The following is a 20,066-nucleotide window of genomic DNA, read 5'->3' as shown; positions in this document are numbered from 1 at the left end:
TTTGCGGAAATCTCGGCGTAGCCTCCCGCTGAAACCACACGTTCGGGCATGAGGCGGAGGCGAACGGACATGTACGCACCGGAGCGGCAGCAGGAGATCCTCCGGCTCGCCCGTGACGGCGGCCGAGTGGATGTCGTGTCGCTGGCCGAGGAGTTCCAGGTGACGGCGGAGACGATCCGCCGGGATCTGAAGGCCCTCGACCGCGCCGGACTGGTCCGCCGGGTGCACGGCGGTGCCATCCCGGCCGGGCGCCTCGACTTCGAGCCGGATCTCGCCGAGCGCGAGACGACCGCCGCCGACGAGAAGGACGGCATCGCCAAGGCGGCCCTCGCGGAACTGCCCGGCGAGGGCACGGTGATCCTCGACGCCGGGACGACGGTGGCCCGGATGGCCGCCGCCCTCCCCCTGGATGCCTCGCTCACCGTCGTCACGCACAGCCTCCCCATCGCCGCCCGCCTCGCCGACCACCCCGGCATCCAGCTCCACCTCATCGGGGGCCGCGTCCGGCACCGCACGCGCGCCGCCGTGGACGCCTGGGCGCTCAGGGCATACGGCGAGATCCGTGCCGACGTGCTGTTCGTGGCCGCCAACGGCTTCTCCGCCGAACACGGCCTGACCACCCCCGACCTCGCCGAGGCCGCCGTGAAACGCGCGGCCGTGGCCGCCGCCCGCCGGGTGGTGCTGCTCGCCGACTCCTCCAAGCACGGCCAGGAGCACTTCGCCCGCTTCGGCGACCTGAGCGATGTGGACCTGCTGATCACCGACAGCGGGCTGAGCCCCGAAGACACCGTCGCGATCGAGCGCGGCGGCACGGAAGTAGTGCGCGCATGATCCTCACCGTCACCCCCAACCCGTCCCTGGACCGCACCTACGAGGTGCCGTCCCTCGACCGCGGCGAGGTCATCCGCGCCACCGGCGAGCGGATGGACCCGGGCGGCAAGGGCGTGAACGTCTCGCGTGCCGTCGCCGCGGCCGGCCGGCGCACGGTGGCGGTCCTGCCGCTGGGCGGCGCCCCGGGCGCCCTGGTCGCCGATCTGCTCGACCAGCAGGGCATCGAGGTCGCGCCCGTCCCCGTCGCCGGGGCCACCCGCTCCAACATCGCCCTCGCCGAGTCCGACGGCGTCCTGACGAAGATCAACGCGCCCGGCCCCGAACTCTCCGCCGCCGAACGCGAACTGCTCCTGGAGACCGTACGGCGGCAGTCCCGCGACGCGTCCTGGATCGCCTGCTGCGGCAGCCTCCCGCGGGGCCTCGCCCCCTCCTGGTACGCCGACCTGGTCGCCCGCGCGCACGCCGCCGGGGCACGGATCGCCCTGGACGCCTCCGGTCCCGCGCTGCTCGCGGCCCTGCGCGAACGGCCCGACGTGGTCAAGCCGAACGCCGAGGAACTCGCCGGAGCCGTCGGCCGCCCCCTCGCCACCGTCGGCGACGCCGTGAAGGCCGCCGAGGAACTGCGCGAGATGGGTGCCCGGGCCGTCCTCGCCAGCCTCGGCGCCGACGGGCAGCTGCTCGTCTCCGAGCAGGGCGCCTGGTTCGGAAGCGCCCGTGTGGCCTCCGTCCGCAGCAATGTCGGTGCCGGCGACTCCTCCCTCGCCGGATTCCTGATCGCCGGCGGCAACGGCCCCGAGGCCCTGGCCTCCGCGGTCGCGCACGGCGCGGCTGCCGTCCAGCTGCCCGGCAGCGTGATGCCGACGCCACGCGACCTGGACCCGGCAGCGGTGACGGTCACGGCCGAGGTCCCGGCGGACCGTGCGCTGAAGGAGCCGGTGTCATGACGTACGAGGAGCCGGTGTCATGACGTACGACGAGCAGCGTGCACCGACGCGCGAGCGGCGAGCCCCCTCCCCGTTACTCGTGGGCCCCGCCTCCACCCCCGTCACCCCCCACCGCACCCCCGTCCCCCTCCCCGCCCACCCCTCCCATCGGGCGATACGCGTGCTAAGGAGCCCGCGATGAGCGACATGATCACGGCGGACCTGGTCGACCTCGGCCTGTCCGCCGACACCAAGGAAGCGGCGGCGCGTGCCCTCGCCGAGCGCATGGTGGCCCTGGGCCGGGTGACCGACCTGGACGGCTTCCTCGCCGACGTGGCAGCCCGCGAGGCCCAGATGCCGACCGGTCTCGACGGCGGCATCGGCATCCCGCACTGCCGTAGCGAGCACGTCACCGAGCCGACGCTCGCCTTCGGCCGCAGCGCCGAGGGCATCGACTTCGGCGCCGCGGACGGCCCCGCCGACCTGATCTTCCTGATCGCCGCGCCCGCCGGCGCGGACGACGCCCATCTGACGATCCTGTCGTCACTGGCCCGGCAGCTGATGAACAGCGAGTTCACCGACGCCCTGCGCGCGGTGAGCGACGCACCGGCCGCGGCGGCCCTGATCCGCGGCGACGAGCCGGACGCACCCGCACCCGCGGGTTCCGAAGACCCCGTGGCGTCGGCGGGAGCGGCCTCTCCCGCCGCCGCCACGGACACAGCCGAAGCCGGTGGCACCACCGAAGCCGGGGGCGAGGAGCGGCCGTTCCGCATCGTCGCCGTCACCTCCTGCCCCACCGGCATCGCCCACACCTACATGGCGGCGGAGTCCCTGGAGAACGCCGGCCGTGAGGCGGGCGTCGAACTCACCGTGGAGCCCCAGGGATCGGCCGGCTTCACCCGGCTGGACCCGCAGGTCATCGCGGCGGCCGACGCCGTGATCTTCGCCCACGACGTGCCGGTACGGGAGAAGGAGCGGTTCGCCGGCAAGCCCACCGTCGACGTCGGGGTGAAGGCGGGCATCAACCGCGCCGCCGAACTCATCGCCGAGGTGCGCGAGAAGGCCGCGCGCGGCGAGGTCACCTCCGGGTCCGCCCCGGCCACTCCCGTGGAGCGCGCCGGCGAGTCCGGCGAGGGCTACGGCACCAAGCTGCGCAAGTGGCTGATGTCCGGTGTCAGTTACATGGTGCCCTTCGTCGCCGCGGGCGGTCTGCTCATCGCCCTCGGGTTCGCGCTCGGCGGCTACAAGATCAACAAGGCCCCGTCGGTGATGGACCACTTCCTGTGGACGCAGGCCGACAGCTGGGCGGCCCTGCTCTTCCAGATCGGCGGCGTCGCCTTCGGCTTCCTCGTCCCGGTCCTGGCCGGCTACATCGCCTACGGCATGGCCGACCGGCCCGGCATCGTCCCCGGGTTCGTCGGCGGCATGATCGCCTTCAACATCAACGCCGGGTTCCTCGGCGGCCTGGCGGCCGGTCTGATCGCCGGTGGCGTCGTGATGGCGATCCAGAAGGTGAACGTCCCGGCGGCGCTGCGCGGCATCATGCCCGTGGTGGTGATCCCGCTGATCTCCTCGGCGATCGTCGGGTTCCTGATGTTCGTCGTCATCGGCAAGCCCATCGCCGAGGCCCAGAAGGGCATGACCGACTGGCTGAACGGCCTGTCCGGCAGCAACGCGATCCTGCTCGGCACCCTCCTCGGCCTGATGATGTGCTTCGACCTCGGCGGCCCCGTCAACAAGGTCGCCTACACCTTCGCCACGGCTGGTATCGCGGTGGCCAGCCCCAGCGACTCGGCGATGAAGATCATGGCCGCGGTGATGGCGGCCGGTATGGTCCCGCCGCTGGCCATGGCCCTGGCCACGACCGTGCGCGGCAAGCTCTTCACCCAGACCGAGCGCGAGAACGGCAAGGCGGCCTGGGTGCTCGGCGCCTCCTTCATCTCCGAGGGCGCGATCCCCTTCGCGGCGGCCGACCCGCTTCGCGTCATCCCGGCCTCCATGGCGGGCGGCGCGGTCACCGGCGCCCTGTCGATGGCCTTCGGCGCCACCCTGCGCGCCCCGCACGGCGGCATCTTCGTGGTCCCGCTGATCGGCAACGCGTTCCTCTACCTGATCGCCATCGCCGCGGGTGTCTGCGTCACGACGGCCCTGGTCGTCGTCCTGAAGGGCATGCGCAAGCCGGCCCCGGGCGCGGCACCGGCCCCTGGCGAGGGCGGCGCGGTCCAGGCGACCGAGACGAAGCAGCCCGTCGCGGCGTGAAAGCGGCGTGGGTTCGCCCCATTCGAGGCGTGTGAACCGTTCATGCCACCTGCGAGATAGATCACGAAAATCACGGCCCGGGACCGAAGTCCCGGGCCGTGGTGTCTACTGGGGTGCATGCCCGAGCACGTCTCCCGATGGCCCGAAGGCCACCCACTCCCCGCCCTCCCGCAGCAGCGGCAGACGGGCTCCCGGTCGGAATCCGTGGAGCTGACCGCCGAGGAGAGAGGCACCTTCGCGGAGCTGGTGCGGCACTTCGGGGACAGAGGCATCTGAGGAACCTCGGTCCGCCTCAGGACAGCTGCGCCGCCCGCCGCTCCATCGCCTCGCGCGCCGCGTCCTCGCTGGCGTACACCTCGCACATGTGCCGCCCGTCCGGCGTCGCCGTGTGCTCGACCTCCCAGAGGGAGATCTCGTCGCCGTCGCGCAGCAGGAACGCGTGCTCGTAGAGCGAGAAACCCAGCCCCGCCCGGCCCGCGCGGCACGGCCGGCCGAAGGCCTGGGTGATCTGATGCCCGGACGCCGTGGCCAGCAGTGCCGCCGTGTCCACGCCCGGCCGGTCCACGTTCTCCGCCCGGCGCAATAACCTGCGCGCGTGGTCCGCCGAATTCTCCGCGGCGTACGCGTGCCGCGGGGCGGGGACCGGTGACAGCTGCACCGTCACCGGCAGTTCGAAGTCCGGGGTGTCCGGCGGCAGCGGCAGCCGTGCGGTGGCGGCGCGCAACTCCTCCTCGTCGACGTACACCTCGTGCTGCGGTTCGCTGCCCGGCGCGGTGTTGTGGACGAGCTCCCACAGGGTGAGCGCCGAACCGTCGGCGAGCAGCCACGTGTGCCGGTACGTCTCCCGGTGCAGGCCCGCGCTGTGGTGCGCGGAATGCAGCGAACCGTCGTGCGCCAGCGCGCAGTCCAGACGCCTTATCGCCTCGTCCGGTAGCTCGAAGGAGTTCAGGGCGCGGCCGAGGAGTCGCGCGAGGTGCTCCTCCGGAGTCTCGGGCGAGTCGTGGGGTTCGTACGCTGCCGTCTCGTACGGAACGCTCAAGGTTTCTCCCGGCGTTGCTGCATGTCACCTTGTGGGTGCATACCGTAGCCCCTCGGTCGGACATCGTGTCCGGGAACCGAGAAAACGTACCTCCGGGAAAACGCGCGGGCCGCGCGAAAAGTTCCCGCGCGGCCCGTTCGGTCCGTCAAAATCCCCAGTTGGGACGGTTCTTCAGACGATCCGCCAAGAGGTCAGGAAGCGCTGTCCGCGGTCCACTGGCTCCACGCCATGTTCCAGCCGTTCAGCCCGTTGTCCGGCGCCACCGTCTTGTCGGGGGAGTTCTTCACGATCACCACGTCCCCGATGAGGGAGTTGTCGTAGAACCACTTGGCGGTCGTGCTGCCGCCGGCGCCCTGGACGTCGGCGAGGCCCACGCAGCCGTGGCTGGTGCCCTGGCGGCCGAAGGGCGGGTTGCCCTTGTTGTACCAGTAGTTGCCGTGGATGAACGTGCCCGACGTCGTCAGACGCATCGCGTGCGGCACGTCCGGGATGTCGTACTCGCCGCCCAGCCCGACCGTCCGGCTGTTCATCCGGGTCTGGACGAACTTCTCGGAGATCACCATCTGCCCGTTGTAGGTGGTGTGCTCCGGGCTGCCGGCCGAGATCGGGATCGTCTTGAGGGTCTTGCCGTCCCGGACCACCGTCATCGTCTGGGTGTTGGCGTCGACCGTGGAGACCTGCGAACGGCCCACCGTGAAGGTGACCGTCTTCTTCTGTACGCCGTAGACACCGTTCGCGCCCTCGACCCCGTCCAGGTCGATCTTCATCGTGACCTTGGAGCCGGCCTTCCAGTACTCCTCCGGCCGGAAGTCGAGCCGCTGCCCGTTGAACCAGTGCCCGACGACCTGCTGTCCGCTGCTGGACGTCACCGTGATGTGCGACTGCACGGCCTTGCGGTCGGTGATGGCCTTGTCGAAGGTGAACGACACCGGCATCCCCACGCCGACCGTCGTGCCGTTGTCCGGCGTGTACGTGCCGATGAAGCTGTTCGACGTCGTCACCGTCGTGAAGATGGAGTTGGCGGCGGCCGTCCGGCCGTCCGCGTCCTTGGCGGTCGCGGATATCTGGTACTTGGTGCCGCGCTCCAGCTGCTCCTTCGGCTTCCACACCTTGCCGTCGCCGGAGATCGACCCCGCGACGGCCTGGCCGCTGCCCGCGACCGTCATCTTCACGACGCTCAGCTTCCCGTCGCTGACCTTCACGCCGGTCCTGTTGATGGACGCGCCGGTCGAACCGTCCTTCGCCGAGATGGCGATCTTCGCGACGGACGTCTTGGTGCCGCCCTCGCCGCCCTTGTCGTCGTCCTTGGCGTTGGCGCTGCCACCGCAGGCGGTGAGGGTCAGGGCGCCGACCACCAGGGCGGCACAGGCCCCCAGAGTGCGCCGCGCTGAAATGTTCGGCGTTGTCACGGGCTGCTCCCAGTTCATGTGATGTTGCGTGATCCGCTCCGGTACGTGGGAGTAGAGGGGGCCGGGGGCCGGTCGGGTTCCGTCCGTTCCCCATGAAGGCCGTCACGTGACAGAACCGCGACAAATTCCGAGTCCGCTGTGCATCCGCTGTGCGCAGCAAGCCTGTTCAACGGCCCGCGTACAACTCCCCGTACGACGGCCACGCCCCGCCCGGACCGTCCACCGGCTCCGCGGCCCGCACGGCCCGGACGATCGCGCGCGTCACCATGTCGGCGCCCGCGGCCAGGATCTCGTTCAGGGCGAGGGGGTCGGTGGCGTCCAGGGTGCGGTCGCCGGTCGCCAGCGAGAACACCGTGTCCCCGTCGTTGAGGAGATGCACCGGACGCACCGCGCGGGCGATGCCGTCGTGCGCCGTGCCGGCCAGCTTCTGCGCCTGCGCCTTGGACAGATCCGCGTCCGTGGCGACCACCGCGAGCGTGGTGTTGAGCGGCGGTGGCGTGCTCCTCGCGGCCGTCTCGGCGAGACGCCGCCGCGCCGCCGCGTGGACCTCCGCCTCCGGGTACTCCACCCGACCCTGGAACAACTCCCCGTACAGCACCCCCGTTTCCGGATCCACCGTCGACCCCGCCGCGTTGGCCACCACCAGCGCGGCCACGGTGATCCCCGAGCCGAGCACCGTGCTCGCGCTGCCGACACCGCCCTTCACCACCCCGACCACCGCTCCCGTGCCCGCGCCCACGCACCCCTGGGGCACCGGGGCGCCGAGCTCGCTCGCCGCGGCCGCCTCGACCGCGGCCCGGCCGGTCGCCGCGTCCGGCCGGGCCCGGAAGTCGCCGCCCCGCCCCAGGTCGAAAACGCACGCGGCGGGCACCACCGGCACCACGTGCGCCGGATCCGCCCCGACCCGGATCCCACGCCCCCGCTCCTCCAGCCAGGCCATCACACCCGCCGCGGCGTCGAGCCCGTAGGCGCTGCCGCCGGTCAGCACGACCGCCTCGACCTTGCGCACCACGTTGCGCGGGTCGAGCGCGTCCGTCTCCTTGGTGCCGGGCCCGCCGCCCCGCACGTCCACGGCGGCCACCGCCCCGCCCTCCGGGGCGAGTACCACCGTGGTGCCGGAGAGCCAACCGTCGCCGGTGCGTGTCGCGTGCCCCACCCGCAGGCCGGAGACATCCGTCAGTGCGTCAACTGTCATGAGGCACAGTCTCGTCCAGCCGCCGGCCCCGGAGGAGGCACCGAGCCGTGGGCGCCGCGTCAGGCCGTCGACATGCGCGTGGTGGGGAATGCGGAGGCCCTCACCCGGTGCGCGTCGCCGGCCCGCTCTCCCCGGCCGCCCCACGGCGCGCCGCCACGGTCTCTCCGGCCACCACCGACAGCGCGCACACCGCGCCTGCCGCGAACACCGCCCAGTGCCCCAGGAACGTGCAGCAGATCACCAGCAGCGCCGTCGTCGGCAGCACCAGCTGCTGGGTGATGCCCCGCTTGAAGTGGCGCGAGTGCAGGGCCCACACCGTGAGCAGGTACAGGGCCGTCGGCAGGGTCACGGCCGCCGACGCCGCCAGCGTGGAGATGTGCGCCTTGCCGACCGTCTCCTCCACCGCGACCTCCAGCCCGGCCCCGATCGCCGCCGCGGAGGCGAACACCAGGTAGTGGCCGTAGCCCCACAGGAACGCCTGCCGGTTGGATCGCAGATGGCCGTGGATGGGCACCACGAAGTAGATCCACCAGGCCGCGAAGACGATCAGCAGACCGCCCGCCGCGATGGGGAGGAGCTCGCCCAGCGCGTCGTTCTCGTCGATGCCGGACTTCACCGCGACCGTGGCCGCCGCGATCGTCTCGCCCAGCACGATGATCGTGAACAACCCGTACCGCTCCGAGATGTGGCGGGGATGCCAGGACGTGGTGTGGCCCCTCTCCGCGAGAGGCGGCACGCACATCTCCAGCAGCGCCATCACCAGGAACCACCAAGGCCGGGCTCCTTCGGGCAGGAACAGCAGCCCCAGCCAGCCGACCTGGCACGCCAGCACGCCGCCGGCGTAGCGCAGGGCCGTCCTGCGCTCCGGGCCCTCCCCCGCCCGGGCCGCCCGCAGCCACTGCGCCGCCATGGCTACCCGCATGATCGCGTAGCCCAGCCAGACCACGAGGTACTCGTGCTCCTCGAACGCCCGCGAGACCCCCGCCGCGAGAACCAGCACACCCGCGATCTGCACCAGCGTGACGACCCGGTAGAGCACGTCGTCGTTGTCGTACGCCGAGGCGAACCAGGTGAAGTTCATCCACGCCCACCACACGGCGAAGAACACCATCGCGTAGTCGAGGATCCCCTGGCCCGCGTGCCCCTCGGCGACGGAGTGCACCAGCTCGATGCCCGCCTGGGCGACGGCCACGACGAAGCACAGGTCGAAGAAGAGCTCCAGCGGCGAGGCCGTCCGGTGCGTCTCGTCGCGGCCTCGGGCCCGGAGCCTGCGCAGTGGTCCCCGGCCGCCGGGCGCGCCGGAGGGGACGGGCGGGGGAGTGGGGCTGGACGTCATGCGTCCCAGCACAGCAGAAGGCACGGGGAATTTCTCCGCGACCGTACCCTGGTTGCATGAGTACCGTCCCCGGCCCCGAGCCGCGCGAGCCGAAGCCCGCGCTGGTCTTCGACGACCCGCTCGACCAGCAGTCCTCCGACGACACCGACCGCGGATGGGGCGAGCGCACCGACTCCGGCGGCAGTGCGGCGGACCTCAGGCGCTTCCTGGACGAGAAGCCGCCCCACCACATCTGAACCGGCCGGGTGGCCGCCCGCAGCGCTCCTCCGGCCGCCCTCAGCGCCGTTACCGCCGGTCGTGTCCCGAGCCGCGCTGGGCGACCAGGGCGTCCCGGATCTCCTTCAGGACCTCCAGCTCGGTCACCTCGATGATCTCCTGGCTGCCCTCCTTGGCCTTCCGGCGCGCCTCCTGCCGGGCCAGGTACTTCGCCATGGGCAGGACCATCAGGAAGTAGACGACCGCCGCGGTGATCACGAAGCTCAGGGCGGCGCCCAGAACGGAGCCCCACAGGATCCGGATGCCCTGCTCGCCCTCGCAGGTCGAGCTCAGGCACGAGCTGTAGTGGTCGAGGTTCTTGGTCCCGATGGCTCCGACGACCGGGTTGATGATCCCCTTCACCACGGCGTTCACGATGTTGGTGAAGGCGGCACCGATCACCACCGCCACCGCCAGATCGACGACGTTTCCGCGCATCAGGAAGGCCTTGAAGCCCTGCAGGATGTTCGGCTCCTTCTTCTCGCTCACCTCGGGGCGTCTCCTCACACGAGCAGCTTGTGGAACAAAACGCTCCGCAACCTACGTCAACGTCGGCCCCCACCGAGCACCTGGGTCCCTCCGGGGAAGGATGGGACGCGGCGGTGTCCCTCAGCACCGCGCCCGGTACGACCACACCCGACCCGTCCCAGCCCGTCACGACCGCGCCCGTCACCACAACGTCACCGCCAGCCGCCCGGTCGCACCGGCACCGGCCAGCCGCGCCGCGACGGCCCGCGGCACCGACAGCACGACCAGCGCCCCGCCGTCGCCCGCGTCCTCCACCGGTTCCGGCACCTCCGTGACCCTGGCCCCGCGTGCGACCACCCGGGCAGCGCCACCCGGCACCGCCCCCTCGGCGGCGATGACGTCGACCCGGTCACCGGGCCGCAGCAGCCGCACGGTGGCCGCGTCGGAGATCCGGACCGGGGCAGTCACCGACCCCGTCGCGTGACGCGGGCCCCCGGGCTGCTGCCCGGACATCGTCACCGTGTGTGCGGGAGGCCGGGCCCGGGGATGGCCACGGGCCCCGTCGGCGTCGCGCGGCCCCGCCGCCACGAGCGCCGTCGCGGTGACCGCCAGTCCGACGGCCACGGCCCGCCGCCGGTGCCGGACGAGCCGGCCGGAGCGGTGACCGCCGCGCACCCGTACCGGGTCGAACCGCGGCACCTCACGGGTCGCGGGCACCTCCGCCCCGGGCGGGCCCGAGGCGAGCGACCAGGAGGGAGAAGAGGACACGACCGAAGAACGAGAGAAGGGCACGGAGACCACCACCTGCGACGAGGGACCGGCTTGCGCTCCCCACGATGAGGCCTCGTACCGCCGCCCGCTGAAGCCTGTGGATCCCCGACCGGCCTGTGGACAACTCCCTCACCCGAACGGGACGCTCCACCACCGACGCCCCGGCCGCGCAACGCTCCACGGCCCCGCAACGCGGCCGCGCAACGCTCCACGGCCCCGCAACGCTCCCCTGCTCCGGAAGGCCTCCACCCTCGGAAGCCCCCTGCCCCAGCTGGCCTCCACCCTCGGAAACCCCCCGGCCCCGGAACGCCTCCGCCCTCGAAAGTCCCCCGGCCCCAGACGGCCTCCGCCCCCGGAAGCCCCACGGCCCCGCAACGCCCCTCGCCCGCAAAGCCGCAAGTCGGCTAGCCCGCTACGGCAGCACGAACCCCGGGTCCATCCCGCCCAGCGCGCTCACACACAGGCAGTCCCGCTCGTTCTCCGCGGGCAGCCCGGCCACCGCGTCGAACAGCACCCCCCGCAGCCGGTCCACGTTCGCCGCGAACACCCGGAGCACCTCGTCGTGGGAGACACCCTCACCCGTCTCGGCACCCGCGTCGAGGTCCGTGACCAGGGTCAGGGACGTGTAGCAGAGCTCCAGCTCACGGGCGAGCGCCGCCTCGGGATGGCCGGTCATGCCCACCACCGACCAGCCCTGCGCCTGGTGCCACAACGATTCCGCACGGGTCGAGAAGCGCGGCCCCTCGACGACGACCAGCGTGCCGCCGTCCACCGGCTCCCAGTCCCGCCCGCGCGCCGCCTTCAGCGCGACGGCCCGCCCGGCGGGGCAGTAGGGGTCGGCCAGCGACACGTGCACCACGTTCGGCACCGAGCCGTCGGGCAGCGGCAGCCCGTCGAAGAAGGTGCCCGTGCGGGACTTCGTGCGGTCGACCAGCTGGTCCGGAACCAGCAGCGTGCCCGGCCCGTACTCGGGGCGCAGGCCGCCCACGGCGCACGGGGCGAGGACCTGGCGCACGCCGACCGAGCGCAGCGCCCACAGGTTGGCGCGGTAGTTGATCCGGTGTGGCGGCAGGTGGTGGCCCCGGCCGTGCCGCGGCAGGAAGGCGACCCGCCGGCCGGCGACGTCACCGAGGAAGAGGGAGTCGCTGGGCGGTCCGTACGGGGTGTCGACCTGGATCTCGGTCACGTCGTCGAGGAAGGAGTAGAACCCCGAGCCGCCGATGACGCCGATCCCGGCGCCTGCCTGGTCCGTCGCGTTCGCCTTGTTCGCCATGCCCGCACCCTAACCGCAGGCTGAAACGCCGAGGACCCCGTCGCCCGAGGGCGACAGGGTCCCGTAAGAATCAGGCCTTACGCGGCGGTGGTGCTGCTGGAGGAGCTGCCGGTGCTCGAGGACGAGCTCGAAGCGGAGCTCGACGAGCCGGAGTCGGAGGACGAGCCCGAGGTGCTCGACGACTTCGCCGGGGAGCTGCTCGACGAGGAGCCGCGGCTGTCGTTCCGGTAGAAGCCGGAGCCCTTGAAGACGATGCCGACCGCCGAGAACACCTTCTTCAGGCGGCCCTTGCAGTTGGGGCACTCGGTGAGGGCGTCGTCGGTGAACTTCTGCACCGCCTCGAGGCCTTCGCCGCACTCGGTGCACTGGTACTGGTAGGTCGGCACTGTCTTCCTCCTGGCACTCTCACTCGATGAGTGCTAACGACGATCCATAGTGACGTATTCCGGCCGCTCAGTCCACTGCCACCGGCACGCGGTGACCCACGCCACGTGCGACGGTCCGGCCGTTGCCCCGCGCCACCAGCCGGGAACGCAGTGCCAGGAGGGTCACCAGGGCCAGCAGCGTGCCGCCCATCGGCACCAGGAAACCGGCGCCCGACCAGAGGCGGTCCTCCAGCTGTCCGGCGACCGTCACGGCGGCGGCCTGGCCGAGCGCCACCGCGCCGGTCAGCCACGTGAACGCCTCGGTGCGGGCACCGGCCGGGACCAGGCTGTCGACCAGGGTGTAGCCGGTGATCAGGGCGGGCGCGATGCTCATGCCGACCAGCAGGCCGAGGCCCGCGAGGACCGGCACCGAGTGGGCGGCCCACAGGCCGGACGCGGTGAGGGCGAGCGCCGTGTAGCCGACGACCAGGCGCCGCTGCGGGGCCGCCTTCCAGGCGATCGCGCCGCAGACCACGCCGGAGAGCATGTTGCCGGCGGCGAAGACGCCGTAGAGGACGCCGTTCAGGCCCGGTTCGCCGATCGACTCGGTGAACGCGGCCAGCGAGACCTGCATGCCGCCGAAAACGGTGCCGATGCCCAGGAAGGTCACGATCAGCACGCGCACTCCGGGGACGCGCAGTGCCGAAGCGTGCTCCACGCGCGCGTGCCCGCTGCCGGCGACCGAGGGCTGCGTGCTCTTCTGCGCGGCGAACAGCAGGCCGCCCAGCAAGGTCAGCGAGGCCTCGGTGACGAGCCCGGCGGCCGGGTCGACGGCCGTGCACAGGGCGGTGGCCAGCAGCGGCCCGACCACGAAGGTCAGCTCGTCCGTGACGGACTCGAAGGCGGCCGCGGTGGTCATCAGCGGCGAGTCCTTGAGCTTGACGCCCCAGCGGGCCCGCACCATCGGGCCGACCTGCGGCACCGAGGCACCGGTCGGGACGGCCGCCGCGAACACCGCCCACAGGGGCGCGTCCAGCAGCGCGAGCGCCGTCAGTGTCAGCCCGGACACCGCGTGCAGCAGCACTCCGGGGACCAGTACGGCGCGCTGCCCGTAGCGGTCGGCGAGGCGTCCGCTGTAGGGCGCGAACAGGGCCATGGAGACACCGGTGACGGCCGCGGCGGCGCCCGCCGCTCCGTAGGAGCCGGTGGTGTGCTGCACCAGCAGCACGATGGAGATGGTCAGCATCGCGAACGGCTGGCGTGCCGCGAAGCCGGGGATCAGGAACGTCCAGGCGCCGCGGGTGCGCAGCAGCCGGCCGTATCCCGGGCGGGCGGAAGCCGTCGGGTTCTCCGACGCCTTCGAGGTGACCGTGGACGCCACGGCCCGTGCCTTTCTGCCGCCTGGTAGCGCGGCCCCGTAGTGGGCGGCGCCGAGAGCTGTCCTCTTGCGCGGAACTGCGGTAGATGCCGGGGCCCGGTGAGGAGGGGTGTCCCGACCGCCATACGGTCGCGCCAGCTCTGCGTCAGGCAGAGTTGGTTCGATCTGGGTAACGCCTTCATCGTACAGGGATCAAGGCTGGGTGTGCCTGTGAAAGTGAGCACCATGGGGCTGCCGCCCTGTGAATCACAAAGGGCGCAAAATGCCCCCCTCAGGCGCTCGCCCCGCCCGTCCCCAGCCAGCCGGCCAGCTTGCCGCCGTGCCCCACGGCCCGCAGCCGGTTCTCGGTCGCGTCCCGGACAGGGTCGGTGGCGACCACGAGGAGCTCGTCCCCGCGTTGCAGGATCGTCGTCGGCAGTGGAACGAAGGACTCGCCCCCGCGCACGATGAGCGTCACGGCGGCGCCGTGCGGCAGCCGGAGTTCGGCCACTTCCACGCCGTGCATCTTCGATTCGCCGGGGATCGCCACGGACAGCAGGTGCCCGCGCAGCCGCTCCAGCGGCGCCGACTCGATGCCGAGGTCGGCGGCCTCCGAACCGTCGCCGAGCCGCAGCTTGCGGCCCAGCCAGGGCAGGGTCGGGCCCTGGACCAGGGTGTAGACGACGACCAGCACGAAGACGATGTTGAAGATCCGGCGGCTTGCGTCGACCCCCTGCACCATCGGGATGGTCGCCAGGATGATGGGCACGGCGCCGCGCAGCCCCGCCCACGACATCAGCGTCTGCTCCTGCCACGGCACCCGGAACGGCGACAGGCAGAGCATCACGCTCAGCGGCCGGGCCACCATGGTCAGGACCAGCCCGATGACCAGCGCGGGCACGATGTCGTCGCCCAGCTCGTGCGGGGTGACCAGCAGGCCGAGCAGGACGAACATGCCGATCTGGGCCATCCAGCCGAGCCCGTCGGCGAACCCGCGCGTGGCCGGCCAGTGCGGCAGGCGCGCGTTGCCCATCACCATCGCGGCGAGGTACACCGCGAGGAAGCCGCTGCCGTGGGCCAGTGCGCCGGCCGCGTACGCCACCACGGCGATCGCCATGACGGCGATGGGGTAGAGGCCGGACGCGGGCAGCGCCACGTGCCTGAGGCCCCAGGAGCCCAGCCAGCCCACCGCGAGCCCGATGGCCGCGCCGATGGCCAGTTCCCCCACGATCACGCCCAGCAGCGTGTACCAGTGCTCGACCGGGCCGGCCGTGGACAGGGACACCACGAGGATGACCACCGGGGCGTCGTTGAAGCCGGACTCCGCCTCCAGCGTGCCCGTCACGCGCGCGGGCAGCGGGATCTTGCGCAGCACCGAGAAGACGGCCGCCGCGTCCGTCGAGGAGACGACCGCCCCGATGATGAGCGCCTGCCGCCACTCCAGCCCGATCAGATAGTGCGCGGCCGACGCCGTGACCCCGACGCTCACCGCGACGCCGGCCAGCGCCAGTGCCGTGGCGGCCGGCAGGGCCGGCTTGATCTCCTTCCACTTCGTTCCCAGGCCGCCCTCGGCCAGGATCACGACCAGGGCCGCGTATCCGATGACCTGGGTCAGCTCGGCGTTGTCGAAGTGGATGTCGCCCACGCCGTCCTGGCCCATGGCGACGCCTATCCCCAGGTACACGAGCAGGCTGGGGAGCCCGCTGCGCGAGGAGATCCGTACCGCTGCGACGGCGACGAGCAGGACGAGCGAGCAGACGAGCAGGAGCTGGTTGAGGTGGTGAACAGTCAGCGGCCGAATCCTTCCCTGGCCCGCACGCCGCGCGCGTGGGCTCACGTACATCGCACATGAAGCTGTGGCGCAGTGCGCCAACTACTTCGTTACCTTACCTAACTCTTGACGATTTCTTGACGCTTCCGGGGGCAAGATCGAACGTCCGTCCGGGCTTGATCCCGACTCCGCGTCAAGGGGCGCAGGACCCTGCGCCTATCGTTGCTCCAGCGCTCAGTTAAAAGCACAGCCGAACCTGCCGCTCGCGTTAGGACAGCAAGGACAGCGATGCCCCCCAACACCACCGCCTCCACGGGTCAGCAGCCCGGCAAGTCCGGCAGGAGAAAGGGGCGCAAAGCCCGTCTTATCGTGCTCGTCCTCGTGCTGGCCCTCATCGGGGGCGTGGCGTACGGGTCGTACTGGTCGATCAGTACCGTCCGGGCCTCCTTCCCGCAGACCAAGGGCACCCTGACACTGAAGGGCCTCTCGGGTCCCGTCGAGGTCAAACGCGACAACTACGGCATCCCGCAGATCTACGCGTCCTCCGACGCGGACCTGTTCATGGCCCAGGGCTTCGTCCAGGCGCAGGACCGGTTCTACGAGATGGACGTCCGCCGCCACATGGCCTCCGGCCGGCTGTCGGAGATGTTCGGCAAGAGCCAGGTCGACAACGACGAGTTCCTGCGCACCCTCGGCTGGGACCGCGTCGCCAAGCAGGAGTACGACACCAAGCTGTCGGCGACCACGAAGAAGTACCTCCAGGCGTACGCGGAGGGCGTCAACTCCTACCTCCAGGGCAAGGACGGCGAGGACATCTCCCTGGAGTACGCGGCGCTGGGCTTCACCAACGACTACAAGCCGCAGGCGTGGACCCCGGTCGACTCGATCTCCTGGCTGAAGGCGATGGCCTGGGACCTGCGCGGCAACATGCAGGACGAGATCGACCGCGCCCTGCTGACCAGCCGCCTCGGCCCGAAGCAGATCGCCGACCTGTACCCGCAGTACCCGTACAGCCGCAACAAGGCGATCGTCCAGGAGGGCCAGTACAGCGAGCTGGCGGGGGCGTTCGAGCAGGGCGGCACGAGCGGCGCGTCCGGCACCTCCGGCGCGAACGGAACCGGCGGTACCTCCACCGGCACGGCGTCCGGCGGCTCCGGCACGGCAGGCACCGCCTCCGGCACGCCGGGCACCGCCTCCGGTACGGGCGGCACCGCCTCCGGCGCCTCGGGCACCGAGGGCCTGGACAGCCAGCTCGGCGGCCTCACCCATGTCCTGGACGACCTCCCGCCGGCCGTCGGCGTGAACGGCGACGGCATCGGCTCCAACTCCTGGGTTGTCGGCGGGGCGCACACCATCACCGGCAAGCCGCTGCTGGCCAACGACCCGCACCTGTCGCCCTCCCTGCCGTCCGTCTGGTACCAGATGGGCCTGCACTGCCGCAGCGTCTCCAGTGCCTGCCAGTACGACGTCAGCGGCTACACCTTCGCCGGCATGCCGGGCGTGATAATCGGTCACAACCAGGACATCGCCTGGGGCATGACCAACTCCGGCGTGGACGTCACGGACCTCTACCTGGAGAAGATCACCGGCAACGGCTACCTGTACGACGGCAAGGTCAAGCCCTTCACGACCCGCGAGGAGACCATCAAGGTCGCCGGGGGCTCACCCAAGAAGATCGTCGTCCGCGAGACCAACAACGGCCCCCTGCTGTCCGACCGCGACGAGGAGCTCGTCAAGGTCGGCAGGAAGGCCTCCGTCGACACCGCCGCACCCGACAGAGGCGACGGCTACGGCGTCGCGCTGCGCTGGACCGCCCTGCAGCCCGGCACCACCATGGACGCCGTCTTCGCCATGGACAAGGCGAAGGACTGGGGCGACTTCCGCAAGGCCGCGTCGCAATTCGAGGTGCCCTCGCAGAACCTGATCTACGCCGACAACGAGAACCACATCGGCTACACGCTGCCCGGGAAGATCCCGATCCGCTCGAAGAAGGACAACGGCTCCATCCCGGCGCCCGGCTGGGACCCCGAGTACCGCTGGACGGGCTACATCCCGCAGGACGCGCTGCCCTACGAGTACGACCCGGAGCGCGGCTACATCGTCACCGCCAACCAGGCCGTGATCGACCCGGACAAGTACCCGTACACGCTCACCGCCGACTGGGGCTACGGCGCGCGCAGCCAGCGGATCACCGACCTGATCCAGTCGAAGATCAAGGACGGCGGCAAGATCTCCACGGACGACATGCGCCAGATGCAGCTGGACAACAGCAGTGAGATCGCCCGGCTGCTGGTGCCCACGCTGCTGAAGATCGACCCGGAGAACCAGGACGTCCGCGACGCGCAGAAGCTCCTGGAGGGCTGGGACTACACCCAGGACGCCGACTCCGCGGCAGCGGCCTACTTCAACGCCGTCTGGCGCAACATCCTCAAGCTCGCCTTCGGCAACAAGCTGCCCAAGGAGCTGCGGCCCAAGGGCCAGTGCCTGTGGGTCGAGCCGGTCAACACCACAGGCCCGGCCGACGAGGCCGAGAAGGTCCGCGAGTGCGGCCAGCGCGACCCCGACCAGGCGCAGCCGGACGGCGGCGACCGGTGGTTCGAGGTGGTCCGCAAGCTGATGGACCAGCCGGACAGCGACTGGTGGACGACCCCCGAGGTGGGCACCCGCCCCGCCGCCCACAACCGCGACCAGCTGTTCAAGCGGGCGCTGATCGACGCCCGCTGGGAGCTGACCGCCAAGCTCGGCAAGGACATCGACACCTGGAGCTGGGGCCGGCTGCACCGCCTGTTCCTGAAGAACCAGACCCTCGGCACCGCGGGCCCCGGTTTCATCCAGTACGCCCTCAACCGCGGCCCCTGGGAGCTCGGCGGCGGCGAGGCCACGGTCAACGCGACCGGCTGGAACGCGGCCGGCGGCTACGGGGTCGTGTGGGTGCCGTCCATGCGGATGGTGGTGAACCTCGGCGACCTCGACAAGTCGAAGTGGATCAACCTCACCGGCGCCTCCGGGCACGCCTACAGCGCCCACTACGTCGACCAGACCGACAAGTGGGCCGACGGCGAACTGCTGCCCTGGGCCTTCTCGGACCAGGCGGTCGAGAAGAGCACGGCCGACAAGCTGGTGCTCAAGCCATGAGCCACTGACGCCGGCAGGACGAGCGGCCCTCCACGCACGCGTGGCGGGCCGTTTCGCGTCAGCGTGGCTGCCCGAACCGCCGTGCCCCCGACGGTGTGACCACCGCGTGCACCGGCCGGTCGTGCGGCTCCTCCGGGACGTGCTCGACGACCTCGGAGTCGTACAGCAGCACCACCAGGGCGGGATGAGAGCCCGCCCGCTCCAGTCGTGCGAGGACCCGGTCGTACGAGCCGCCGCCCCGCCCGAGCCGCATCCCGCGCGCGTCCACCGCGAGCCCCGGCAGCAGTACGGCGTCGGCGGTGGTCACGGCGTCCGGCCCGAGGCGCTCGCCCACGGGCTCGAGGAGGGCCATCCTGCCGCCGTGCCGGACGGGCGCGAGCGAGCTCTCGCCCTCGTACGCGCCCCAGTCGAGGTCGTTGTCCGGCAGCAGGACCGGGAGCAGCACGCGCACGCCCCGGTCTCGCAGGCCGTCCAGGAGCGCGAGAGTGCCGGGTTCACTCCCCACGGATACGTACGCCGCGACCGTTCCGGCCCCCGCCAACTCGGGCAGCTCCAGCGCCCGCCCGGCCAGCGCGGCCGACGTTTCCCGCAGGTCATCCGCCGTCAACCTGCTCCTCACCGCGAGGAACCCGCGCCGCAAACTCCGCTTGTCAGGCTCGCCCGGACGTGCAATAGGCCTCAATGGTTGCTCCCGTACCGTCGCAATACGCTCATATGAGCTCCTATGAACCGGAGCCGCAGATTCCATGCAAAGGCACCGGATAGGGTGGCCGACATGACTCAGCACCCTCGGATCAGCAAGGCTGTCATTCCCGCAGCAGGCCTCGGCACCCGGTTCCTGCCGGCCACCAAGGCCACTCCCAAGGAGATGCTGCCGGTCGTGGACAAGCCCGCGATCCAGTACGTGGTCGAGGAGGCCGTTGCCGCGGGTCTCGACGACGTCCTCATGGTGACGGGCCGCAACAAGCGCCCCCTCGAGGACCACTTCGACCGCAACTACGAGCTGGAGTCGGCCCTTCAGAAGAAGGGCGACGCCGGGCGCCTCGCCAAGGTGCAGGAATCCAGCGACCTCGCGACCATGCACTACGTCCGCCAGGGCGACCCCAAGGGACTCGGACACGCCGTCCTGTGCGCCGCCCCGCACGTGGGCGACGAGCCCTTCGCGGTCCTCCTCGGCGACGACCTCATCGACCCCCGCGACCCGCTGCTGCAGCGCATGGTCGAGGTCCAGGAGCAGCGCGGCGGCAGCGTCGTCGCGCTCATGGAGGTCGCCCCCGAGCAGATCCACCTCTACGGCTGCGCGGCCGTGGAGACCACCGAGGACAGCGACGTCGTCCAGGTCAGCGGCCTCGTCGAGAAGCCCGACCCGGCCGACGCGCCCTCCAACTACGCCATCATCGGCCGCTACGTCCTCGACCCGCACATCTTCGAGATACTGCGCCGGACCGAGCCCGGCCGCGGCGGCGAGATCCAGCTCACCGACGCCCTCCAGCAGCTCGCCGAGGACGAGAAGATCGGCGGCCCCGTGCACGGCGTCGTCTTCAAGGGCCGCCGCTATGACACCGGCGACCGCGGCGACTACCTGCGTGCCATTGTCCGACTCGCATGCGAACGTGAAGACCTGGGCCCGGACTTCCGGACCTGGCTTCGCAGTTACGTAGCCGAGGAGATGTAGCACG

The 20,066-nt window shown here is 71.4% G+C and carries 18 protein-coding genes; 7 read left to right on the top strand and 11 right to left on the bottom strand.

Annotated features, from left to right (window positions below; genetic code table 11):
- Positions 1-69: 69 nt before the first annotated feature.
- The 4 genes from ABTX60_RS13600 (at position 70) to ABTX60_RS13585 (ending at position 4,289) form a co-directional block, all read left to right on the top strand.
- Positions 70-831: a DeoR/GlpR family DNA-binding transcription regulator gene (locus ABTX60_RS13600; protein WP_352097229.1), complete on the top strand. Its 762-nt coding sequence runs from the start codon at positions 70-72 to the stop codon at positions 829-831.
- A complete protein-coding gene (gene pfkB / locus ABTX60_RS13595) occupies positions 828-1,775 on the top strand; it encodes a 1-phosphofructokinase (RefSeq protein ID WP_352097228.1) in 948 nt (315 codons plus the stop codon). Before ABTX60_RS13600 ends, pfkB begins: the two co-directional genes overlap by 4 nt.
- 177 nt (positions 1,776-1,952) lie before the next feature.
- Positions 1,953-4,013 carry a PTS fructose transporter subunit IIABC gene (locus ABTX60_RS13590; protein ID WP_352097227.1) on the top strand — a complete coding sequence of 687 codons (2,061 nt, stop codon included), beginning with the start codon at positions 1,953-1,955 and terminating at the stop codon, positions 4,011-4,013.
- A 117-nt stretch (positions 4,014-4,130) separates the two neighbouring features.
- Positions 4,131-4,289: a hypothetical protein gene (locus ABTX60_RS13585; RefSeq protein WP_352097226.1), complete on the top strand. Its 159-nt coding sequence runs from the start codon at positions 4,131-4,133 to the stop codon at positions 4,287-4,289.
- A 16-nt stretch (positions 4,290-4,305) separates the two neighbouring features.
- Here the strand turns inward: ABTX60_RS13585 and ABTX60_RS13580 are convergent, their stop codons facing one another.
- The 4 genes from ABTX60_RS13580 to ABTX60_RS13565 all read right to left on the bottom strand — a co-directional run bounded on the left by ABTX60_RS13580 (position 4,306) and on the right by ABTX60_RS13565 (position 8,992).
- The gene (locus tag ABTX60_RS13580; RefSeq protein WP_352097225.1) at positions 4,306-5,052 is read right to left on the bottom strand and encodes a DUF6227 family protein; all 747 of its coding nucleotides are present in this window, start codon (positions 5,050-5,052) and stop codon (positions 4,306-4,308) included.
- A 191-nt stretch (positions 5,053-5,243) separates the two neighbouring features.
- Positions 5,244-6,461, bottom strand: a complete 1,218-nt coding sequence (locus ABTX60_RS13575; RefSeq protein ID WP_352097224.1) for a L,D-transpeptidase — start codon at positions 6,459-6,461, stop codon at positions 5,244-5,246.
- 166 nt (positions 6,462-6,627) lie between these two features.
- Entirely contained in the window at positions 6,628-7,656 is a 1,029-nt protein-coding gene (locus ABTX60_RS13570) for a P1 family peptidase (protein WP_352097223.1), read from the bottom strand.
- 100 nt (positions 7,657-7,756) lie between these two features.
- Positions 7,757-8,992, bottom strand: a complete 1,236-nt coding sequence (locus ABTX60_RS13565) for a low temperature requirement protein A (RefSeq protein WP_352097222.1) — start codon at positions 8,990-8,992, stop codon at positions 7,757-7,759.
- A 56-nt stretch (positions 8,993-9,048) separates the two neighbouring features.
- On the opposite strand from ABTX60_RS13565, the gene ABTX60_RS13560 reads away from it, so the two are divergent.
- Complete coding sequence (locus ABTX60_RS13560) at positions 9,049-9,228, top strand: hypothetical protein (protein ID WP_351631282.1); 180 nt, start codon at positions 9,049-9,051, stop codon at positions 9,226-9,228.
- A 49-nt stretch (positions 9,229-9,277) separates the two neighbouring features.
- Here ABTX60_RS13560 and mscL read toward each other — a convergent pair whose 3' ends face one another.
- The 6 genes from mscL to ABTX60_RS13530 all read right to left on the bottom strand — a co-directional run bounded on the left by mscL (position 9,278) and on the right by ABTX60_RS13530 (position 15,324).
- A complete protein-coding gene (mscL, locus tag ABTX60_RS13555; RefSeq protein ID WP_352097221.1) occupies positions 9,278-9,736 on the bottom strand; it encodes a large conductance mechanosensitive channel protein MscL in 459 nt (152 codons plus the stop codon).
- Positions 9,737-9,916: 180 nt separating this feature from the next.
- Entirely contained in the window at positions 9,917-10,483 is a 567-nt protein-coding gene (locus tag ABTX60_RS13550) for a hypothetical protein (protein WP_502992316.1), read from the bottom strand.
- A 415-nt stretch (positions 10,484-10,898) separates the two neighbouring features.
- A complete protein-coding gene (locus tag ABTX60_RS13545; RefSeq protein ID WP_352097220.1) occupies positions 10,899-11,759 on the bottom strand; it encodes an S-methyl-5'-thioadenosine phosphorylase in 861 nt (286 codons plus the stop codon).
- Between the two features lie 77 nt (positions 11,760-11,836).
- Positions 11,837-12,145, bottom strand: coding sequence for an FmdB family zinc ribbon protein (locus tag ABTX60_RS13540; protein ID WP_352097219.1), 309 nt, complete (start codon positions 12,143-12,145; stop codon positions 11,837-11,839).
- Between the two features lie 67 nt (positions 12,146-12,212).
- Positions 12,213-13,505, bottom strand: a complete 1,293-nt coding sequence (locus ABTX60_RS13535; RefSeq protein WP_352097218.1) for an MFS transporter — start codon at positions 13,503-13,505, stop codon at positions 12,213-12,215.
- 268 nt (positions 13,506-13,773) lie between these two features.
- Positions 13,774-15,324, bottom strand: a complete 1,551-nt coding sequence (locus ABTX60_RS13530) for a potassium/proton antiporter (RefSeq protein WP_352097217.1) — start codon at positions 15,322-15,324, stop codon at positions 13,774-13,776.
- Between the two features lie 216 nt (positions 15,325-15,540).
- Here ABTX60_RS13530 and ABTX60_RS13525 point away from each other — a divergent pair, with 216 nt between their 5' ends.
- Positions 15,541-18,387: a penicillin acylase family protein gene (locus ABTX60_RS13525; RefSeq protein WP_352097216.1), complete on the top strand. Its 2,847-nt coding sequence runs from the start codon at positions 15,541-15,543 to the stop codon at positions 18,385-18,387.
- A gap of 58 nt (positions 18,388-18,445) precedes the next feature.
- Here the strand turns inward: ABTX60_RS13525 and ABTX60_RS13520 are convergent, their stop codons facing one another.
- Complete coding sequence (locus ABTX60_RS13520) at positions 18,446-18,994, bottom strand: 5-formyltetrahydrofolate cyclo-ligase (RefSeq protein WP_502992315.1); 549 nt, start codon at positions 18,992-18,994, stop codon at positions 18,446-18,448.
- A 168-nt stretch (positions 18,995-19,162) separates the two neighbouring features.
- Between ABTX60_RS13520 and galU the strand changes: the two genes are divergently transcribed.
- On the top strand, positions 19,163-20,062 hold the full coding sequence (gene galU / locus ABTX60_RS13515; RefSeq protein WP_352097214.1) for a UTP--glucose-1-phosphate uridylyltransferase GalU: 900 nt from the start codon (positions 19,163-19,165) through the stop codon (positions 20,060-20,062).
- The last annotated feature ends 4 nt before the right edge of the window (positions 20,063-20,066 follow it).

The sequence above is a fragment of the Streptomyces sp. NPDC126510 genome, from assembly GCF_040302345.1.
In the GTDB taxonomy this organism is placed as follows: Bacteria; Actinomycetota; Actinomycetes; order Streptomycetales; family Streptomycetaceae; genus Streptomyces.
This window is presented reverse-complemented; position numbering and strand designations above follow the sequence as displayed.

What these genes read in the sequence shown, in the direction of transcription:
- ABTX60_RS13600 (WP_352097229.1), top strand. Translation starts at nt 70, where the DNA reads ATGTACGCACCGGAGCGGCAGCAGGAGATCCTCCGGCTCGCCCGTGAC.
- pfkB (WP_352097228.1), top strand. Translation starts at nt 828, where the DNA reads ATGATCCTCACCGTCACCCCCAACCCGTCCCTGGACCGCACCTACGAG.
- ABTX60_RS13590 (WP_352097227.1), top strand. Translation starts at nt 1,953, where the DNA reads ATGAGCGACATGATCACGGCGGACCTGGTCGACCTCGGCCTGTCCGCC.
- ABTX60_RS13585 (WP_352097226.1), top strand. Translation starts at nt 4,131, where the DNA reads ATGCCCGAGCACGTCTCCCGATGGCCCGAAGGCCACCCACTCCCCGCC.
- ABTX60_RS13570 (WP_352097223.1), bottom strand. Translation starts at nt 7,656, where the DNA reads ATGACAGTTGACGCACTGACGGATGTCTCCGGCCTGCGGGTGGGGCAC.
- ABTX60_RS13565 (WP_352097222.1), bottom strand. Translation starts at nt 8,992, where the DNA reads ATGACGTCCAGCCCCACTCCCCCGCCCGTCCCCTCCGGCGCGCCCGGC.
- ABTX60_RS13560 (WP_351631282.1), top strand. Translation starts at nt 9,049, where the DNA reads ATGAGTACCGTCCCCGGCCCCGAGCCGCGCGAGCCGAAGCCCGCGCTG.
- ABTX60_RS13545 (WP_352097220.1), bottom strand. Translation starts at nt 11,759, where the DNA reads ATGGCGAACAAGGCGAACGCGACGGACCAGGCAGGCGCCGGGATCGGC.
- ABTX60_RS13530 (WP_352097217.1), bottom strand. Translation starts at nt 15,324, where the DNA reads ATGTACGTGAGCCCACGCGCGCGGCGTGCGGGCCAGGGAAGGATTCGG.
- ABTX60_RS13525 (WP_352097216.1), top strand. Translation starts at nt 15,541, where the DNA reads ATGCCCCCCAACACCACCGCCTCCACGGGTCAGCAGCCCGGCAAGTCC.
- galU (WP_352097214.1), top strand. Translation starts at nt 19,163, where the DNA reads ATGACTCAGCACCCTCGGATCAGCAAGGCTGTCATTCCCGCAGCAGGC.